The organism is Pseudomonas sp. BT76 TE3572, assembly GCF_050435365.1.
GTDB lineage: Bacteria > Pseudomonadota > Gammaproteobacteria > Pseudomonadales > Pseudomonadaceae > Aquipseudomonas > Aquipseudomonas fluorescens_W.
This window is the reverse complement of the sequence record NZ_JBNDKE010000001.1, coordinates 4,743,859-4,763,169: the sequence shown is the minus strand read 5'-3', so window position 1 is coordinate 4,763,169 and position 19,311 is coordinate 4,743,859. Positions and strand designations below refer to the sequence as shown.

General features: G+C 59.8%; 17 protein-coding genes. 10 read left to right on the top strand and 7 right to left on the bottom strand.

The window, feature by feature from the left end:
• Position 1 precedes the first annotated feature (1 nt).
• The 4 genes from dapF to ABH912_RS21525 are packed head-to-tail and all read left to right on the top strand — an operon-like array spanning position 2 to position 3,180.
• Positions 2-832 carry a diaminopimelate epimerase gene (gene dapF, locus ABH912_RS21540; RefSeq protein WP_046053813.1) on the top strand — a complete coding sequence of 277 codons (831 nt, stop codon included), beginning with the start codon at positions 2-4 and terminating at the stop codon, positions 830-832.
• Between the two features lie 13 nt (positions 833-845).
• Positions 846-1,571, top strand: coding sequence for a DUF484 family protein (locus tag ABH912_RS21535; protein ID WP_429511608.1), 726 nt, complete (start codon positions 846-848; stop codon positions 1,569-1,571).
• Positions 1,572-1,573: 2 nt separating this feature from the next.
• Entirely contained in the window at positions 1,574-2,473 is a 900-nt protein-coding gene (gene xerC / locus ABH912_RS21530; protein WP_429511607.1) for a tyrosine recombinase XerC, read from the top strand.
• A complete protein-coding gene (locus tag ABH912_RS21525; protein ID WP_429511606.1) occupies positions 2,470-3,180 on the top strand; it encodes an HAD family hydrolase in 711 nt (236 codons plus the stop codon). Before xerC ends, ABH912_RS21525 begins: the two co-directional genes overlap by 4 nt.
• A 193-nt stretch (positions 3,181-3,373) precedes the next feature.
• Here the strand turns inward: ABH912_RS21525 and sutA are convergent, their stop codons facing one another.
• From sutA to glnK, 4 genes are all read right to left on the bottom strand, one after another.
• Positions 3,374-3,697, bottom strand: a complete 324-nt coding sequence (sutA, locus tag ABH912_RS21520; protein WP_033060690.1) for a transcriptional regulator SutA — start codon at positions 3,695-3,697, stop codon at positions 3,374-3,376.
• Positions 3,698-3,799: 102 nt separating this feature from the next.
• Positions 3,800-4,225 carry a secondary thiamine-phosphate synthase enzyme YjbQ gene (locus ABH912_RS21515; RefSeq protein WP_033060691.1) on the bottom strand — a complete coding sequence of 142 codons (426 nt, stop codon included), beginning with the start codon at positions 4,223-4,225 and terminating at the stop codon, positions 3,800-3,802.
• Between the two features lie 216 nt (positions 4,226-4,441).
• The gene (locus tag ABH912_RS21510) at positions 4,442-5,779 is read right to left on the bottom strand and encodes an ammonium transporter (protein ID WP_033060693.1); all 1,338 of its coding nucleotides are present in this window, start codon (positions 5,777-5,779) and stop codon (positions 4,442-4,444) included.
• Positions 5,780-5,814: 35 nt separating this feature from the next.
• Positions 5,815-6,153: a P-II family nitrogen regulator gene (gene glnK, locus ABH912_RS21505; protein WP_002555808.1), complete on the bottom strand. Its 339-nt coding sequence runs from the start codon at positions 6,151-6,153 to the stop codon at positions 5,815-5,817.
• 417 nt (positions 6,154-6,570) lie between these two features.
• Here glnK and ABH912_RS21500 point away from each other — a divergent pair, with 417 nt between their 5' ends.
• Positions 6,571-6,831: an accessory factor UbiK family protein gene (locus ABH912_RS21500; RefSeq protein ID WP_008030504.1), complete on the top strand. Its 261-nt coding sequence runs from the start codon at positions 6,571-6,573 to the stop codon at positions 6,829-6,831.
• Positions 6,832-7,216: 385 nt separating this feature from the next.
• Positions 7,217-7,738, top strand: coding sequence for a BRO-N domain-containing protein (locus ABH912_RS21495; protein ID WP_429511605.1), 522 nt, complete (start codon positions 7,217-7,219; stop codon positions 7,736-7,738).
• Between the two features lie 50 nt (positions 7,739-7,788).
• Here ABH912_RS21495 and ABH912_RS21490 read toward each other — a convergent pair whose 3' ends face one another.
• Together ABH912_RS21490 and ABH912_RS21485 are read right to left on the bottom strand one after the other, a co-directional pair.
• Positions 7,789-8,094 carry a HigA family addiction module antitoxin gene (locus tag ABH912_RS21490; RefSeq protein WP_030129123.1) on the bottom strand — a complete coding sequence of 102 codons (306 nt, stop codon included), beginning with the start codon at positions 8,092-8,094 and terminating at the stop codon, positions 7,789-7,791.
• 8 nt (positions 8,095-8,102) lie between these two features.
• On the bottom strand, positions 8,103-8,381 hold the full coding sequence (locus ABH912_RS21485) for a type II toxin-antitoxin system RelE/ParE family toxin (RefSeq protein ID WP_082459222.1): 279 nt from the start codon (positions 8,379-8,381) through the stop codon (positions 8,103-8,105).
• Between the two features lie 775 nt (positions 8,382-9,156).
• Between ABH912_RS21485 and ABH912_RS21480 the strand changes: the two genes are divergently transcribed.
• Positions 9,157-10,650, top strand: coding sequence for a YifB family Mg chelatase-like AAA ATPase (locus ABH912_RS21480; protein ID WP_033060699.1), 1,494 nt, complete (start codon positions 9,157-9,159; stop codon positions 10,648-10,650).
• A 5-nt stretch (positions 10,651-10,655) separates the two neighbouring features.
• On the opposite strand, the gene ABH912_RS21475 is transcribed toward ABH912_RS21480, so the two are convergent.
• Positions 10,656-11,867, bottom strand: a complete 1,212-nt coding sequence (locus tag ABH912_RS21475; RefSeq protein WP_429511604.1) for an aldose 1-epimerase family protein — start codon at positions 11,865-11,867, stop codon at positions 10,656-10,658.
• 267 nt (positions 11,868-12,134) lie between these two features.
• Between ABH912_RS21475 and ABH912_RS21470 the strand changes: the two genes are divergently transcribed.
• Genes ABH912_RS21470 through ABH912_RS21460 form a run of 3 tightly spaced genes read left to right on the top strand, consistent with a single transcriptional unit; the run spans position 12,135 to position 19,308 of the window.
• Positions 12,135-13,517: an SrfA family protein gene (locus ABH912_RS21470; protein WP_429511603.1), complete on the top strand. Its 1,383-nt coding sequence runs from the start codon at positions 12,135-12,137 to the stop codon at positions 13,515-13,517.
• 17 nt (positions 13,518-13,534) lie between these two features.
• Entirely contained in the window at positions 13,535-16,600 is a 3,066-nt protein-coding gene (locus ABH912_RS21465; protein ID WP_429511602.1) for a virulence factor SrfB, read from the top strand.
• Complete coding sequence (locus ABH912_RS21460) at positions 16,597-19,308, top strand: putative virulence factor (protein WP_429511601.1); 2,712 nt, start codon at positions 16,597-16,599, stop codon at positions 19,306-19,308. Before ABH912_RS21465 ends, ABH912_RS21460 begins: the two co-directional genes overlap by 4 nt.
• Positions 19,309-19,311 lie beyond the last annotated feature (3 nt).

Genomic DNA, 19,311 nt, shown 5'->3' with positions numbered 1-19,311 from the left:
CATGCTGCTGCGTTTTACCAAGATGCACGGCCTGGGCAATGACTTCATGGTCCTCGACCTGGTCAGCCAGCATGCGCACATCCTGCCCAAGCACGCCAAGCAATGGGGCGATCGGCATACAGGTATCGGTTTCGACCAGTTGCTGATCGTCGAAGCGCCCAGCAACCCGGACGTGGATTTCCGCTATCGGATTTTCAACGCCGACGGCTCCGAAGTGGAACAGTGCGGCAACGGTGCGCGCTGTTTCGCACGCTTCGTGCTCGACAAACGCCTGACCGCGAAGCGGCAGATCCGCGTCGAGACCAAAAGCGGCATCATCGAACTGGATATCCGCAGCGACGGGCAGATCGGTGTCAACATGGGCGCACCGCGCCTGGTGCCGGCCGAGATTCCATTTGAAGCGCCGGAGCAGGCCACGAGCTATCAGGTTGACGTCGACGGCACCCTGGTCGACCTGGCCGCCGTGTCCATGGGCAACCCCCATGCCGTGCTGCGGGTCAGCGACATTAACAATGCACCGGTGCATGAACTGGGGCCGAAAATCGAAAACCATCCGCGCTTCCCGGCGCGGGTCAATGTCGGTTTTCTCCAGGTCATCGACCGGAACCGCGCGCAACTGCGCGTCTGGGAACGCGGCACCGGGGAAACCCAGGCTTGCGGAACCGGCGCCTGCGCTGCCGCAGTGGCCGCGATCAGCCAGGGGTGGATGGATTCGCCGCTATTGATCGACCTGCCCGGCGGGCGTCTGTCCATTGAATGGGCAGGCCCTGGCCAACCGGTCATGATGACCGGCCCGGCAGTGCGCGTTTATGAAGGACAAGTGCGTCTTTAAGAGAGTCGAATCCATGAAAGATAAGCCCCAGGTTCCCGCCCTACAGCCCGACGAATCCCCTTCCGAAAGCCTTGAGGCGGCGGCGACTGCCGCGTACCTGGAGGCTCATCCGGATTTCTTCGTCGAGCGTGAAGACTTGCTCGCAACCTTGCGCATTCCGCACCAGCGCGGCGACACCATCTCGCTGGTCGAACGCCAGATGACCATCCTGCGCGACCGCAATATCGAGTTGCGACATCGCCTCTCGCACTTGATGGACGTGGCCCGCGACAACGACCGCCTTTTCGACAAGACCCGCCGCCTGATTCTCGCGCTGATGGACGCCACCAGCCTGGAAGACGTGGTGATCAGCGTCGAAGACAGTCTGCGCCAGGACTTCCAGGTGCCCTTCGTCAGCCTGATTCTGCTGGGTGACAACCCGATGCCGGTGGGCCGCTGGGTGACCCATGCCGACGCGCAAACGGCCATCGGCGGCTTGCTCTCGGAAGACAAAAGCGTCAGCGGCAGCCTGCGTGAACACGAACTGGACTTCCTCTTCGGCGAAGAACAGCGCAAACAGATCGGTTCCACCGCCGTCGTCGCCATCAGTTACCAAGGCATCCACGGCGTCCTGGCCATCGCCAGCCGTGACCCGCAGCACTACAAGAGCTCGGTGGGCACGCTGTTCCTCAGCTACATCGCCGAAGTCATGGGCCGCGTGCTGCCACGGGTCAACACCTCCCTGCGCTCGGTACGCTGATCATGGAACGGCAACTGGACGCTTACTGCGAACACCTGCGCAGTGAGCGGCAGGTGTCGCCTCACACGCTGTACGCCTACCGTCGCGACCTCGATAAAGTGCTGGGCTGGTGTGTCAAACAGAACATCAGCAGTTGGGCGGCCCTGGACATCCAGCGCCTGCGCAGCCTGATCGCTCGCCTGCATTCACAGGGCCAATCGTCGCGCAGCCTGGCGCGGCTGCTGTCGGCGGTGCGCGGGCTCTATCACTATCTGAACCGCGAAGGCCTCTGCGACCACGACCCGGCCAATGGCCTGGCGCCGCCGAAGGGCGAACGTCGTCTGCCAAAAACCCTCGACACCGATCGCGCGCTGCAACTGCTTGAGGGCGCGGTGGAGGATGATTTTCTAGCACGTCGGGACCAGGCGATTCTGGAGTTGTTCTATTCCTCGGGCTTGCGGCTGTCGGAGCTGACCGGGCTCAATCTGGATCAACTGGACCTGGCCGACGGCATGGTTCAAGTGCTCGGCAAGGGCAGCAAGACCCGACTGCTGCCGGTCGGCAAAAAAGCTCGCGAAGCGCTGGAGCTGTGGCTGCCGCTACGGGCCATGACCAACCCGGCGGACGACGCGGTGTTTGTCAGCCAGCAAGGCCGGCGCCTCGGCCCACGGGCGATTCAGGTGCGGGTTAAAGCCGCTGGCGAGCGCGAGCTGGGACAGAACCTGCATCCGCACATGCTGCGCCACTCCTTCGCCAGCCATTTGCTGGAGTCCTCCCAGGACTTGCGGACGGTTCAGGAATTGCTCGGCCATTCGGACATCAAAACCACCCAGATCTACACCCACCTGGACTTCCAGCACCTGGCGACGGTTTACGACAGCGCCCATCCACGGGCCAAACGCATCAAAGGCGATGAGTCATGAGAATCCAATTAATCACCTTCGACCTCGACGACACCCTGTGGGATACCGCCCCGGTGATCGTCAGCGCCGAAGCCGTACTGCGTGAATGGCTGACCGAGCATGCACCAAATCTGGGCGCCGTACCGGTGGAGCATTTGTGGGCGATTCGCGAACGGATCCTGAGCAGTGAGCCGGGCTTCAAGCACCGCATCAGCGCCCTGCGTCGCCGAGTCTTGTTCCACGCCCTGGAAGAGGCCGGTTACGACCATGATCAAGCTTCGGATCTGGCCGACAAGAGTTTTGAAGTGTTTCTGCATGCGCGGCATCAGCTGGAAATCTTCCCGGAGGTGCAACCGACCCTGGAGACGCTGGCCAATCACTACGCGCTTGGCGTGGTCACCAATGGCAACGCCGATGTGCGTCGGTTAGGGCTGGCGGATTACTTCAAGTTTGCCTTGTGCGCCGAAGACATCGGCATCGGCAAACCGGATGCGCGACTGTTTCATGAGGCATTGCAACGGGGCGGTGCGACGGCCGAGACGGCCGTGCATATCGGCGATCATCCGGGTGACGACATTGCCGGCGCCCAACAAGCAGGGTTGCGCGCGATCTGGTTCAACCCGGCGGGCAAGGTCTGGGAAGCCGAGAAGGCACCGGATGCCGAAATTCGCAGCCTGAGCGAGTTGCCGGCGTTGTTGGCCCTCTGGAACGCCCAACACCAATCCTGAGATCACCGATATCCCCTTGTAGGAGTGAGCCTGCTCGCGATTGCGGTGTGACATTCAGCACTTATATTGCCTGACACACCGCATCGCGAGCAGGCTCACTCCTACAGGGGATCGAAGTAGCCCCACGGCTTTTGTTTCACCCATGAAAAAGCCCGCAGCGACGGCGGGCTTTTTCAGCAAGCAAGTAGCAGGCTCAGATAGGCCGGCTGCCGTACTTGTTGTCAGGCTTCTTGGGCGGATCGGCGACCACATTGGCCTCCACTTCCTGCACCTTGCCGCCCTTGGCCAGGAACTCTTCCATGGCCCGCGCCAGAGCATCACGCTCCTTGTTTTTCGCTTCGACGCTCGGCAGCTCATCGACCGATACCGCTGCCTTGGCTTTGCCTTTGGCGGTCGGAACGGGCGCTTCACCGCCATCGTCTTCAGCGACGTCGTCCGTCGCTGCTTCCAGACCTTCTTCGGTTTCGTCGTCGTCGCCTACTTCGAGGTCGTCGTTTTCCAGATCATCGTCGCTCATGTTCTACCTCATGACTTGCGAAAAGCAGATTAGTTATAGCCCAGCTACGCCATCTGTCGAAGGCCGCCGGAAAAAATTCTACAACCACTGGTAACCAGCAGTTTATGCCCCTTCACCGTGCACGGTGGCGAGGACTTTACGGGCACCGCCAAAATCACGGTGCTCGCCCAGATAAACGCCTTGCCAGGTTCCCAGCGCCAGTCGGCCTGCCGAAATCGGCAAACTGAGCTGACAGCCAAGTACGCTGGCCTTGAAGTGCGCCGGGAGGTCGTCCAGGCCTTCGTCGTTATGCTCATAGCCGTCTGTTCCTTGTGGGATCAGACGATTGAAAAATCGTTCGAAGTCGCGACGTACCGCCGGATCGGCGTTCTCGTTGATGGTCAACGACGCCGAGGTATGCTGCAGCCACAAATGCAACAGACCGACCCGACATGCCTTGAGTTCAGGCAGGCCAGCGAGTAACTCGTCCGTTACCAGATGAAAGCCCCGGGGCCTCGCCCGCAGGGTAATCAGAGTCTGTTGCCACATACAGTTCTCCGCACGTTCGGGGCGCATTCTAGCGCGCTCTGGGAAAAAACAAAGGCCCTAATATTCCTTCTATCATGTAAGCCATTGGCCGCAGAAAAACGCTCGTCGTAAACGCCACTAAACGTGTACGAAAAAACCTTTCAGCAGTTCCTTCACTGACAAACTCCAGACAAAAAAATGCCCGGCAAGCCGGGCAAGTTTTTTTTGTGCGCGTACTTACAAGTTGTAGCCGCGTTCGTTGTGAAGTGCCAGATCGATGCCGACGGCCTCTTCTTCCTCAGTGATACGCAGACCCATGACGGCGTCCAGGACCTTGAGGATGATGAAGGTGACGATCGCGGTGTAAATCACCGTGAAGCCCACGCCTTTGCACTGAATCCAGACTTGTGCGGCGATGTCGGTCACGGTGCCGAAGCCACCCAGCGACGGTGCAGCGAAGACACCGGTCAGGATCGCGCCGAGGATACCGCCTATACCGTGCACGCCAAAGGCGTCCAGGGAGTCGTCATAGCCGAGTTTGCGTTTCAGGGTGGTGGCGCAGAAGAAGCACACCACGCCGGCTGCCAGACCGATGACCAGAGCGCCCATCGGGCCCACGGTGCCAGCGGCTGGTGTGATTGCAACCAGACCGGCTACAACACCCGAAGCGATACCCAAGGCACTTGGTTTGCCGTGAGTGATCCACTCCGCGAACATCCAGCCCAGTGCGGCGGCGGCGGTTGCGATCTGGGTCACCAGCATCGCCATACCGGCGGTGCCGTTGGCTGCAGCGGCGGAACCGGCGTTGAAGCCGAACCAACCAACCCACAGCATGGCAGCGCCCATCAGGGTGTAACCGAGGTTGTGCGGCGCCATCGGGGTGGTCGGGAAGCCTTTGCGTTTGCCCAGTACCAGGCAGGCAATCAGACCGGCCACACCGGCGTTGATGTGCACCACGGTGCCGCCGGCGAAGTCCAGCACGCCCCAGTCCCACAACAGGCCGCCATTACCGGACCAGACCATGTGCGCGATGGGGGCATAAACCAGGGTGAACCAGACGCCCATGAAAATCAGCATGGCGGAGAACTTCATCCGCTCGGCGAAGGCACCGACGATCAGCGCAGGGGTGATGATGGCGAAGGTCATCTGGAAGGTGACGAACACCGCTTCAGGGAACAGCGCCGCGGGACCGGTCAGGCTCGCTGGCGTGACACCGGCGAGGAATGCCTTGCCCATGCCACCGAAGAACGAGTTGAAGTTGATGACGCCCTGTTCCATGCCAGTGGTGTCGAACGCGATGCTGTAGCCATAAATGACCCACAGGATGCTGATCAGACCGGTAATGGCGAAGCATTGCATCATCACGGAAAGAATGTTTTTGGAGCGAACCATGCCGCCGTAGAACAGCGCAAGGCCGGGAATGGTCATGAACAGCACGAGGGCTGTCGAGGTCATCATCCAGGCAGTGTCGCCGGAGTTGAGGACTGGGGCCGCCACTTCGTCTGCCGCCATAGCCAAGCCGGGCATTACGAGGGACAACAGGGCTCCTAGCCCTGCGAATTTACGCAGAGTCATATTGTTTTCTCCTGGGGCGTTGGGTTTGTGGCGGCTTAGATTGCGTCGGTATCGGTTTCGCCGGTACGGATGCGAATCGCCTGTTCCAGATTGACCACGAAGATCTTGCCGTCCCCGATCTTGCCGGTGTTGGCAGCCTTGGTTATCGCCTCGATAACCCGGTCAAGATCCTTGTCGTCAATGGCGACATCGATCTTCACCTTTGGCAGGAAATCGACCACGTATTCCGCGCCGCGATACAGCTCGGTGTGACCCTTCTGCCGACCGAAGCCTTTGACTTCAGTAACGGTAATGCCCTGCACGCCGATCTCGGACAGCGACTCGCGTACGTCGTCCAGTTTGAACGGCTTGATGATGGCAGTGACTAGCTTCATGAAAACTCTCTCCCGAATTGGTGGACTTGCCCCAGGAAAACAAACCCGACTCAAGTCTAAGCGCAGTGCCTGGCTTTGTAACGCATCGTCGGCCTTACCTGCCCGTCCGACGCCAGCTAACCGCTCCTCACGAAACAACTCCCCGTTCCGCTTGGCGCACTGCATTCGTCACAGCGACTGCATCAGTGCATGGGTTGCTACTGACTAAGCAGAAAGCTTGCCATCTCCACAAAACCCTCAGTTTTCAAGCCTTTGGCCGTAGATGCCAGCCACATCGCCGCAACACCTGACGCGTTACGCACAACAACGGTGCGATGCCGTCCGTCCGCATGCGCGAAAAGCGTGCATCCCTGCCGCCGGAATTGACTATAGACACTGCGTGATACACTGCCCGCCATTGTTGACAGGACATTTGCCATGCTCGCACCCAAAGACTTCCTCGACGCCCTGACCGGCACCGCCTCCCGCCTCTTCAGCGGCGACACTCCACTGCCGAAAAGCGAAATCGAAAGCCAGTTCAAGGCACTGCTACAGAGTGGCTTCAGCAAGCTGGATCTGGTGAGCCGGGAAGAGTTTGATAGCCAGATGGTCGTGCTGGCGCGGACGCGGGCTCGATTGGAGAGTCTTGAGGCGAAGGTGGCGGAGCTTGAAGCGAAGCTGAATCCACCGACCGAATAACACCACCGATCAACTGTGGGAGCGAGCCTGCTCGCGATAAGGTCGGAACGACCTTCCGACCGTTACGGATTCCGCGCTAATTCCAGGCTGAGTCCTACAAAGATCACATCCGCCGTCCGATAGCGTCGCAAAGCCCCGACTCCTAAGCTCATTCTCAGCTGAATTATTCAGCACTGGGTTTGGCGACCTGGAACCAAGCTATGCACGCAACCTCATTCGATATCGGGTATTTCCCTCGATTCGTTATATGGCGGCTGTGTGTGGGAGACCTTCGGGTCTGCCGGTATTCGCTTGGCCGGTTCGCCAACCCGCACGCAGCTGCCACCCTTATTGTTTGGCGACGATAAGTGGCAGTCATCTATCAAGCGAATTTGGGTACTGCACCATGGACGAAAACTATCTGACTCCACACATCTTCACCCGCCACAAACTCCACCTCCACGCCCTCCTCCTACAAAACCAACCCTGGTTCAGCGCCCGAGACCTAGGCCGCCTGCTTCGCCTCTACCTCGACGAACGCGCCGTCCGCAAACTCGACCCCGATCAACATCAGTCCGCGCGAGTCCTCACCCACGGCACCATCGAAAACACCCTGCTAATCAGCGAGTCCGGCGTCTACGCCCTGCTGGTTTACCACTACTGCCCCGAATACCGAGGCCTGCGCGAATGGCTGACCCACGACGTAGTGCCAGCCCTCAGAGATGCCCAACAACCGACGTCAACCGAACGCCCGATTCTGAGCCTGCTGAACTGGCCGGAGATGTCGTTGAGTTTGCTGCACTGGGATAACCAGCCGTGGATTCGGTTGCAGGATGTTCCGCACATGCTGCCCGACAGTGAACGGCCGCAGCGTGCGGTTAATGCACCGTGGTGGAAGCGTGCTTCCCGAATACTCCAGGCATTCTGAACGACAAAAAACCCCACGTTGTAGCGTGGGGTTGGTTCACGAATTCAGGATTAGGCGCAGTGCGGAAGCCGCTCAACCTGATCCCGGATCGCTGCCCCTCGTTCAATCTCGGCTTTGCGCAAATCATAAGTCGATTGCAGGTTCAGCCAAAACTCCGGGGTCGTGTCCAGACAGATAGATAGCCTTAAAGCCATATCAGCGCTGACACCCCGGCGCTGGAGCACGATATCGTTCACCGTTGGTGTCGAAACGCTCAATGCTCTAGCCAAGGCTGCCGCCGTAAGGCTCAGAGGCTCTAGGTATTCCTCTTTGAGGATCTCGCCAGGGTGAACCGGGCGCATACCATTCTTAGTCATTACTCACCTCAGTGATAATCGACGATTTCGACATTTTCTGGCCCGTTAAGACCCCAAACAAAGCAAATTCGCCATTGAGTGTTGATACGGATGCTGTGCTGACCTTTTCGATTTCCCCCCAACGCCTCCAAGCGATTACCCGGCGGTGATCGAAGGTCAATCAGTACGGCAGCAGCATCAAGCATCGTCAGCTTTCGTTCCACGACACTCAAAATGGCTGACCACATACGGGTCCTACCGTTGCGAAACAGGTACTCGGTCTCAGAACACTTAAAGCTAACGATCATAATTTAAAGCTTAACGTTATGCATTAATCTTGAGTGTATAACCTGAATTCACTTATGCAAATGCGCCAATGCGACTCTTGGCCAGCCCTTCAAAGCTTTAGGAAAAGGACTACCAAAGGCCTTCAGAACTCCTTTTAATCCAAGACGCTTCCTACAAAAAGGAGCACCAATTCTCATTGCATCACTACCGCGCTCACCTCTTAAGCTGACCCACCTGTAAAACCATCTTCAAATCCAAAAGAGATCGCTATGAAACCCGGAAAACGAAAAGCCAAACTGCTACTCATCGCTGGATATCATGCGGAGGCACTCCGACTGGCCGGGAACGTATCAGCCACTCAACGTCACTTTTTTGAGGTCGCTGCGGCTCGCGGTAAAGAATTGGAACCAAGCGGCTGGCTCGCCGGTTATAGGGCACCCGCTACGCTTGATTCGACAACAAAAGGTGAATAGTCTCAGCACCGTGAGTGTTTCCGTTGAGGATGTGCAGGTCTTGGCTCCACCGAAGCCTGCAAACAAAAAACCGCCTCCTCAAGGCGGTTTTTTTTCGCCTTCGATTCAGCTTTCGCCGCCGTCCTTCATAGATCCAGGCAACGTCCTACAACAACCTCATCCCACGACTGATTACGTCGTAAATCCCCACTCCCTTACGCTTCACCCATCAGAAAGACACTCGCAACATCCTGCGAAAATTTGGCGCCTGCGCCGTCACGCGCCCCCGACTACCCTTCAAAAAACCGCAGGAAGCGGTTCCCGTAAAGCTCAAGGAACGACCATGTCCCTCTCCATCGTCCACAGCCGCGCCCAGATTGGTGTCGATGCGCCCGCCGTCACCGTAGAAGTCCATTTGGCCAACGGTCTGCCGTCCCTGACGATGGTCGGTTTACCCGAAGCGGCAGTGAAGGAAAGCAAGGATCGGGTACGCAGTGCGATCATCAATTCAGGCCTGCAATTCCCGGCGCGGCGCATCACGCTGAATCTCGCGCCTGCGGACTTACCGAAGGACGGCGGGCGGTTTGATCTGGCGATTGCCCTGGGGATTCTGTCCGCCAGCGTGCAGGTGCCGACGCTGACGCTGGATGACATTGAATGCCTGGGTGAGTTGGCGCTGTCAGGCGCGGTACGTGCCGTGAGGGGCGTGTTGCCGGCTGCGCTGGCCGCACGAAACGCCGGGCGCTCGCTGATGGTGCCGCGGGCGAACGCCGAGGAGGCGTGCCTTGCGTCAGGGTTGAAGGTGTTTGCCGTGGATCACCTGCTGGAAGCCGTTGCGCACTTTAATGGACATTCGCCGGTTGAGCCCTACGTTTCCAACGGGTTGCTCTACGCCAGCAAGCCGTATCCAGACTTGAATGAGGTGCAGGGGCAAATATCGGCCAAGCGCGCATTACTGATTGCGGCGGCTGGGGCTCATAACCTGCTGTTTAGCGGACCGCCGGGGACCGGGAAAACACTGTTGGCGAGTCGGTTGCCGGGGCTGCTTCCTCCACTGGCCGAAAACGAGGCGCTGGAAGTCGCAGCCATTCAATCAGTCACCAGTTGCGTACCCTTGAGCCACTGGCCGCAACGACCCTTCCGCCAGCCTCATCACTCGGCTTCCGGCCCGGCGTTGGTAGGCGGTGGTTCGAAGCCCCAACCTGGCGAAATCACCCTCGCCCATCATGGCGTTCTATTCCTTGATGAGCTTCCGGAATTCGACCGTAAAGTTCTGGAGGTTTTAAGGGAGCCACTGGAGTCCGGTCACATCGTGATTTCCCGCGCCAAGGATCGCGTGAGGTTTCCGGCGCGCTTTCAATTGGTGGCCGCGATGAACCCCTGCCCCTGTGGATATCTCGGCGAACCCAGCGGCAAATGCAGTTGCACACCGGACATGGTCCAGCGTTATCGCAACAAATTGTCGGGGCCTCTCCTGGACCGGATCGACCTGCACCTGACCGTCGCTCGCGAAGCCACGGCGTTGAATCCTGCGCTCAAACCCGGCGATGACACCGCCACTGCGGCGGTACTGGTCGCCGACGCCCGGGAGCGGCAACACAAACGCCAGGGTTGCGCCAACGCCTTCCTTGATTTGCCGGGGCTGCGCCGTCACTGCAAGTTATCCACAACCGACGAAGCCTGGCTGGAAACGGCCTGCGAGCGTTTGACCTTGTCACTCAGATCGGCGCATCGACTGCTCAAAGTTGCGCGAACCCTCGCAGACCTTGAGCAGCTGGATGACATCACTCGTGGCCATCTGGCTGAAGCGCTGCAATACCGGCCAACCTCCAGCTGATGAAATCACTCCTTGGTCAAATCCACCAACGGCGCCTGCCGCACCTCAGTCTCCCGACCACCCTGAATGTCGCTCACCGTTTTCAAAGCCTTATCCACAGCCCCTTTATCCGCCAGCAAGCTATACCGGATCTGGAACTGCCTCTGCTCTTTAACCCCAATCATCGGCACCAAACCAAGCGGCCGCTGATACCGACGGTTGTAGGAAAAACTCGTCCCTGGCTCCAATCCGGTCACATACCCCTGCCCCTGCGTATCCGTGTTCTTCCACAACGAAAAAACCGGCAACTGCTGAGTATTAAACCCAACCGACACCCCAAGGCTCCCGGCCTTGTTATGCAGCACGGTCAGTGTGTCGCCCTTGGCGTCGCCATAAGGCACCACGTTGTAAACCGTCTCGTCATAGTCCTTGGTCGGTGCACGGTAAGTCTGCCAATCCGGCAGATCCCCTTTGGCCTTGTCATTGAACGGCGAGACCTGCTTCACCGGCGCAGCGAAACGGGCGCCCTGTTCCAGGAATGGAGTGCTGAAGTTGCTGTGATACAGCGCCTGGTATTCCTTTGGATAATCGCCGTTGTTGGTGAGGGTGTCGTTGAGGGTGAACGCTGCGCTGCCGGGTTCGGTGACCAGTTCGGTCATCACCGAGAAGTCGACTTTCTTGAACGCCTGCTCTTTCAACTCGCCGCGCAGGCTGATGGCGTAAGGCGGTTTTTCATCGATGTGCAAAGTGACTTTGCTGGCCGGGATGTTGGCGGCGCGACCGTGGAGCGTCAGCAATTCACCGTTATCCATGCCTGGGTGACCGACCCACTCATAGCCGCAGCGGGTGACCAGTTCGTTAAAGCCCTCAAGCCAGCCCAACCCACCGCGACCGTTGAGTTCGATGAAGGACGGATTGACCACGTCCTTGACCGGCGAATCCCAACCCATGCGCACATTACCGACCGACGCCTGCAGAACGTTCATCCCGCGAGTGGGGACCACCGAGAGTTTCATTGTGCCGTTATCGATGTCGACAATGCTGACGCCCTCCTGCCGACCGCCGTGCAAATTACGAAGGGTCACGGAGAAGGGTTTGTCGGTTTTCACACCGAGTTGCTGGCTGGTGATCTGCCAGTTTTGGGCAGCCTTGTCGCTGTCGAGCAGGACGTAGTCCCAAGCCATGGCGTGGGTGGCGGACAGAGCGCTAAAGGCAACGAGGAATTTGAGCGGAGTCATGGGGAAGCCTTTCTTGGAGTTGTGCATTTTTTATAACGCTGATGAAACGATTCAGCAAGCTTAAAAAGCTGACACCCGAGCCTCCCCAAGCGAATAAAAATTGACCCCATGCAACCTACGCACGCTTACGCTAGTCTCATACGGTTTCGAGGCCTCCGGCAGATTGACGGCGACATCATTATGACATTAAGGTCGCCGGCTAATTGCAGGAGCAAGAACAGACACCTTTGTCTGTCATTTTTGCGCAACAGAACATATGGAGTTTGAATGCGCGGGGCACTATTACGCAGCGGTAAGAGCGGGTCATTCACAGCCCTGGGCGAGACAGGTCAACCGGTTTACCGGGCGGCCCTGCAATTGCGCGAAGCCATTCGTCGCAAGAACCCTGAAATGGTCGATCATCTGGCCATCCCTCAAAGCGATGAACTTGGCAACCAGATCGACTGGTACAGCGGCCTCGACGGCGATGTGATCCCGTGGAGCAGCGCGACTGAAGAAGAACGCGCCCCTGCCCGCCGCCAACTCGAAGCGCTGAAGACCGCGCTCGAGGAATTGAGCCAGCGTTTCCTGGGCACTGAATCCGGCGAACAGCAGCAAGGCGACAAAGCCGTGTTCGGCAAGCTGCTCAAGCGCGTGATTCATTTCCCCGACGAGAATTTCGTCTACCTGGTGCAAGGCAAGCCGGTGCTGACCTTTTGGGGTTTCGAGCATGCCGGTACCGGCAATCGCGACCCCCTGCACTGCCTCTATCAGGTTCCGCCCGCGTTCACGCTGCCCCCTGTGGTCGAAGCCGCGCCTGTCGTTGCGCCCGTCGTGCCGGTGGTTGCTCGTCCGTGGTGGCGCCGCTGGTGGTGGCTGTTGCTGCTGCCTTTCCTGCTGCTGCTTTTGTGGCTGTTGCTCGGTTTACGCGGTTGCGTGCCGATTCCGTTGGTCGCGGTAGACCTGCTGCCTGAGGGCATCGTGCCGGTGGAAAAACAGCTGGAAGAGCCGCACCTGACCGGCAATGCCACGACGTTGAACGGCGTTCCGGTGACGGGCACCGTTGTAGGCTCTACCACTGGAACCGGCACCGCTGTGACCGGAACCCATGACGTGGAAGCGCCGGCGGTCGAGGGCAAAGAGGCTGATGCAGCGCCGGCCGACCTGGCCAAAGACCCTGCCAAAGACGCAGCCAAAGACCCGGCAGCCGAAGCCCCAACTGCGCCACCCGAAAACAAAACTGCGCCGCCGGATATCACATCGCCCGAGGCCGAAAAATCCGCCGCCGCCAAACCCGGCCCGCCCCTGAGCATTCCGCCAGACGCCGCCGACGGTGCCGCCAAGTTCCTCGACGGTCAGTTCCGCGCCGGTGCCGGTATTCAGGACAGCCGAACCGGCAAACCCCTGCGTCTGGAATACCAGCTCAAGGACGGTAAGGGCGAAGTCACCGTACACCAGGCCGACGGCACGAAATGCACCGGGCCGGTGAGCGCTACTATGAAGGGTGGCAGCCTGGCCATCGACAGTCAGGGCCAGGCCGTGTGTGGCGATGGCAGCACTTACGACATGCCCAAGGTCAACTGCCGCAAAGGGGCGACCACCGTCGCAGACTGCACCGGCGGTTATGGCAAAGAACAATTCCCCATGTCCATGCGGCACGTGGCCGAATAAAAACGGAATAACCCGACATGTTGCCTGAAGTCACCCAATTCGAAGACACCGTCACGCTGGTCAGCGACACCGGCATCCAGTTCATGGATTTCGCCCTGCGCCTGGATCCTCGCAAAGAACCGGCGGGCGAGTTCGCGCCGATGATCAGCGGGTTGATCTGCCGCCTGTCGTACAACGAAGAGAAAGACTTCTTTTTCTACGAGCCGGAGCCGGAAAAGGTCGAAAAAGCCAAACCTGCGTTCAGCGTCGACATGAAAAGCAGCCTCGAGCTGCTCGACGGTGTCTGGCTGCCGACCCCGTTTTTCCGCTTCATGCCGCCGTACCGCTTCGACGAAGGCCCGACCAACTGGTCGCGCATGCGCCTGGTCAAACTGGCGACGCCCGACATTGACGGCAACACCCACCGCCTGACGATGGCCTTCGACAGCCGCGTGATGCCCAAGCGTGACGGCACCGCTTACCTGGCACCAAACGAAGAAGACATCAGCTCCGGCGTGTCCTTCAAACTGGCGACGAAGGCCAGCGAAACCCGCTGGTTCCTGGCCCAGCCGTGGGTCAACGAGTGGCTGCTGGAAGTGTTCAACGAGGGCAATGCCCACCGCTCGCGCGCAGAGCTGGACACCGACATCCGCGCCAACTATCACTTGGCGCACTACCTCAACTTGCTCAGTCTGCTGAGCAATCCGTCCGCCGCCCAGCAGTCGACGAGCCGTGCGAAAGTTGAAATCCCTGAGCTGAAAGTAGTCGCCAACGACAGCAATGGCCTGGTCAAACCGATTCCGGTGGACCTGGTGCTGGACGTCGGCAACTCGCGCACTTGCGGCATCCTGATCGAAAACCACGGTCAGGCCGGTTCCGGGTTGAAACAGAACTACGTGCTGGAACTGCGTGACCTGATCACCCCCGAACACACTTACAACCTGCCGTTCGAAAGCCGTGTGGAATTCGCCCAGGCGTACTTCGGCAAGGACCACTGCTCGGTGAAAAGCGGCCGGCACGATGCGTTCCAATGGGCAACGATTGCCCGCGTCGGCAATGAGGCCAGCCGTCTGGCCAGCCGTCGCCGTGGTACCGAAGGCTCCACTGGCCTGTCCAGCCCAAAACGTTATCTGTGGGACGAAAACGCCTACGGCCACGGCTGGCGCTTCAACTGCTCGTACATCAAGACCGACAGCGAGCCGTACGCCACTGCCGCGCCGTTCTCGCACCTGATCAATGAAACCGGCGAGGCGCTTTACAGCCTTGAAGAAGACGATCGCCTGCCGGTATTCATGCCGCGTTATTCGCGCAGCTCGCTGATGACCTTCATGCTCGCTGAAGTACTGGCCCAGGCGCTGTCGCAAATCAACAGCCCGGCCCAGCGCTCGCGTCAGGGGCACACCCGCGTGCCGCGCCAACTCAACAGCATCACCCTGACCGTGCCGCCGGGCATGCCGCAGGCCGAGCGCAGCATTCTCAACGAACGCATGCTGCAAGCCATCGGCCTGGTGTGGAAAAGCCTCGGCTGGCATGCCGGCGAGGAAGACCCGCATCAGGATCAGGCTGTCAGCCCGCGTACGCCGATCCCGAGCATCCGCGTGGAATGGGACGAAGCGTCCTGCGGACAGTTGGTGTACCTGTACACCGAGGTCAACGAGAATTTCGCCGGTCACCCGGAAGAGTTTTTCGACACCATCGCCCGGCCAGACAAGACCGACCGCGAACGCATCACCCTGGCGACCATCGACATCGGCGGTGGTACCACGGACCTGGTGATCACTGACTATCGTCTCGACCGTGCCGGCAACACCGGCAGCGGCAGCAACGTGCACATCGTGCCCGAGCAGCGTTTTCGCGATGGCTTCAAAGTGGCCGGCGATGACATCCTGCTGGACGTGATTCAGGACTTCGTCCTGCCGAGCTTCGAAAAAGCCTTGCAGAACGCCGGTGTGAAAGCCCCGGATTCGCTGATGTCACGCCTGTGTGGCGATGAATCGGTCAGCGCCCAGGACATGATCCTGCGCCAGCAATTGAACCTGCAAGTGTTCGCACCGCTGGGCCTGGCGCTGCTCAAGGCGTACGAGCATTACGATCCGCAAGTGCCACAAGAAGTCACCCCGCAAAGCTACCGCCAATTGCTCGGTGACAACGCGATCAGCCAGACCGTGCTCGACTACGTCAACGCCGCCGTGCGCCGCGATGTCGGCGGTCAGAGCGGTTTCGACCTGTATGACGCGCCGATCAGTTTCGACCTGCAGAAGCTTCACGCCGCGTTCCTCAACGACCAGATCAACATCACCAAGATTCTCGGTGCGCTGTGTGAAGTCGTCGCGCATTACCCGTGCGATGTCTTGCTGCTGACCGGCCGCCCTTCCCGCCTGCCTGGCATCCAGGCGTTCATTCGCAAGGTGCTGCCGCTGCCACCGGGGCGCATTCTGGCGCTGCAAAACTACCGCACTGGCGGCTGGTACCCGTTCCACAAGAACGGCCGGATCGACGACCCGAAAAGCACCGCATCGGTCGGCGCGATGCTCTGCCTGTTGTGCGCCAACCACAGCGTGCCGAACTTCTACTTCCGTGCGTCGGCGCTCAAGCCGTATTCGACGGTCAAGAATATCGGGGTCATCGACCTGAACAACGTGATCAAGGATGCCGACGTGCTGTACCGCGACATCCAGTCCGAAGACTATAAAATCAAGCTGCCGGAAATCGGCGTTGGCGATGCCGCCGACACGCCACAACTGGAAATGCGCGGCGATCTGCGCCTCGGTTTCCGTCAGTTGGCCGCCGACCGCTGGGCCGCCTCGCCGCTGTATACCTTGCGGTTCACCAAGGCCGGTCGGGAGAAGTTTTCCCGCGCGATCGGTGAAAACGGCAGCTCGCCGCTGCTCAAGGTGCGGTTCGAGGTCAAGCCGGCGGACAAGTACACACGCAAGCAGGATCTGGTCAGCGACCGCCTCTCGGTTCGCGACATCGAATCCAACAGTAGCAACGTCAACTTCAACCCGCGCAGCGACCTCGAACTGGAACTCAACACCATGCTCGACGCCGGCCTGAGCGAGACCAAGTACTGGCTCGACAGTGGAAGTGTGAAACGCAAATGAATGATCTGACCCCCGATCAAACTCAGCTCTCTGCCAGTTGGGCCGCTGTTTATAACGGTGCCGGTCAGGCGCTGGACTGGATTGCCCAGACGCGCGGCAACGCGCCACGCCTGGACAGCGAAGCCGACAACCTGAACATCCGCCTGCACCGCGCCCGCAACCTGGCTCACAGCCTCGGTCGCGTGGCCTGCACGCCGATGACCATTGGCTTTTTCGGCTTGTCGCAAGCCGGCAAGTCCTACCTGATCTCGGCCCTCGCCGCCGGTCAGAACGGCAAACTGGAAACTGATTTCGGTGGCCAGCGCCTGGACTTCATCAAGCACATCAACCCGGTGGGTGGTGGCAAGGAAGCCACCGGTCTGGTGACGCGCTTCAGCCGTCGGGCGACGGAGAGTCAGGACAATGACTTTCCGGTAGAGCTCACGCTGTTAAAGGAAATCGAGCTGGCGAAGATTCTCGCCAACTCCTGGTTCAAGGATTTCGACCTTGAGCGCATTTCCTACGAGATCGACGAAGAGCGCATCCAGCGCGTGCTCAAGCCGTTCGAAGGCCGTGAAACCGGGCCACTGCAAACGGGCGTCAACGCCGATGATCTGGTGTCGCTGTGGGATTACCTGCGGGACAACTTCCGCAACTCGGTGAAGAAACTCGAACACCTGTATTGGCCCAAGGCGTTGCAACTGGCGCCTCGGCTGAATTTCCAGGAACGCGCCGAGCTGTTTTCCATCCTGTGGGGAGAGCAAAGCGAGCTGACGCGCGTGTACCAGCAACTGGCCGGTGCGTTGCACAAGCTGGGCCTGCCTGAGACCGTGTTCGCGCCATTGAAGGCGTTGGTGAGTTTCGAAAACGACACCTACAGCCAGCGCGACAGCATCATGAACGTCGACATCCTCGAACGCTTCGGCAGCCCGCAGGACTTGCCGATTGATGTTCGACCGCTGGTTGGCGGTCACCTGCAAAGCAGTCAGGGCATCCCGGTCGCGCAACTGGCGGCACTGACCGCCGAAATGACCTTCCGCCTGATCGAAGCGCCAGCGGATGACATCGTCAATCAGGTCGACTTGCTGGACTTCCCGGGTTATCGCGGGCGCAAGAAACTGCACGGGATCGCCGATTCCAACGACCCGCAATCCGCCACCAAGGACAACTCGGTTTCGCAGCTGATCCTGCGCGGCAAAGTCGCCTATCTGTTCGAGCGCTACACCGACAACCAGGAAATGAACGCGCTGGTGGTCTGCACCGGCTCGACCAAGCAGAGCGACGTCAACGACGTGGGCCCGGTGCTGACCCGCTGGATCGAAAAGACCCAGGGCGCCGACTCGGCCGCTCGCAGCAAGCGCGACACCGGTCTGATCTGGGCGTTGACCATGCTCGACCTGCGCATCACCAACTCCCTGAGCCTGACGCCTGATCAGTACGACGAGAGCTGGAACGGCATGGTCAAGCTGACCATGCTGGAGCGCTTCGGCAGCCTGAGCTGGATGAGCGACTGGGCCGGCACACCGTTCCAGAACACCTTCCTGGTGCGCAAACCACGCATGGACGCGGCGTTCATCGAGCAAGACGCAACGGGTGCGGAAACCGGCCTCAATGCCAGCTACCAGGAGCGAGTCGATGCCCTGGGTACAAGCTTTGTCAGCAACGACCTGGTGTGCAAACACATCCACGATCCTGCCAACGCCTGGAAAGAAATGCTGCGCAACGATGACGGTGGCATCAGCCACTTCAGCAGCAGTTTCAAAGGCGTGGCCAATCTCGAATTCAAACTGCAGCGCATCCGCGAGCAATTGAGCGAATGCCTCGAAGGCCTGACCACTCACGGTCTGAGCACCTGGTACCACGCCGACGGCGACGGAGCCGCTGCTGCCAAGAAAGCCCAGGCGCAGATGATTCTGACCGGCCTGGGCCGTCGCCCGGCAGTGCTCGGCGAGCTGATCGATCAACTCGACATGCCGAGCGAAGAGGTCCGTGACCTGTACCTCAGTGGCGTGTACGAAACGGATGACGAGCCGGCCGCGAACGACGAGCCAGTCGCCCCGACACCGAGCCAGAGCCTGTACGGCAATGACGCCGGTTTCGACTTCGATTTCGGTGACGACCCGAGCCACGACGCGCCGGTCAGCAGCAACACCGGCACCCCGGCGCCCGAACTGCAAAGCAACGAACATCGATTCGCCAAAGCGGCATTCAAGGCCTGGATTGCGCACCTGCGTGAACTGACCACCCGGCAAAGCCTGCTCAACCTCCTGGGGTTGGAAAAAGCATTGCTGGAAGCGGTGGTCGACGAATTGATCACCGCCGGCTATCGCCAGGACTTGCCGGGGCAACTGAGCCGTGCGGTCCTCAAGCGTGCACAAAGCGGCGCACGACGCGATCAACTGGTCGAGCGCCAGGTACTGGAAGTGCAACGGGTACTGCGCGATTTCGTGTCCTGGTTCGGCTACCTCCAGAAGCCGGTAAGCGAGCGTCCGAACAGCCGCGCCGGTACCAAGGCGCCGCTGTTCTCGTTCTACACCGACATCAGTCCGGGACAAGTGCCCGTGCTACCGGCGCAACCAGCGAATCAGGCGCAGCGGTATCTCGGCGACTGGCTCTCGGGCCTGGCCTGCCTCACGCAGGACAATGCCGGCCATGGCGCCGGACGTGAAATCACCCCTGAACAGAACGAACGGCTGGGCCAAGTGCTCAAAGCCTTCACAGCGAGATAAGCA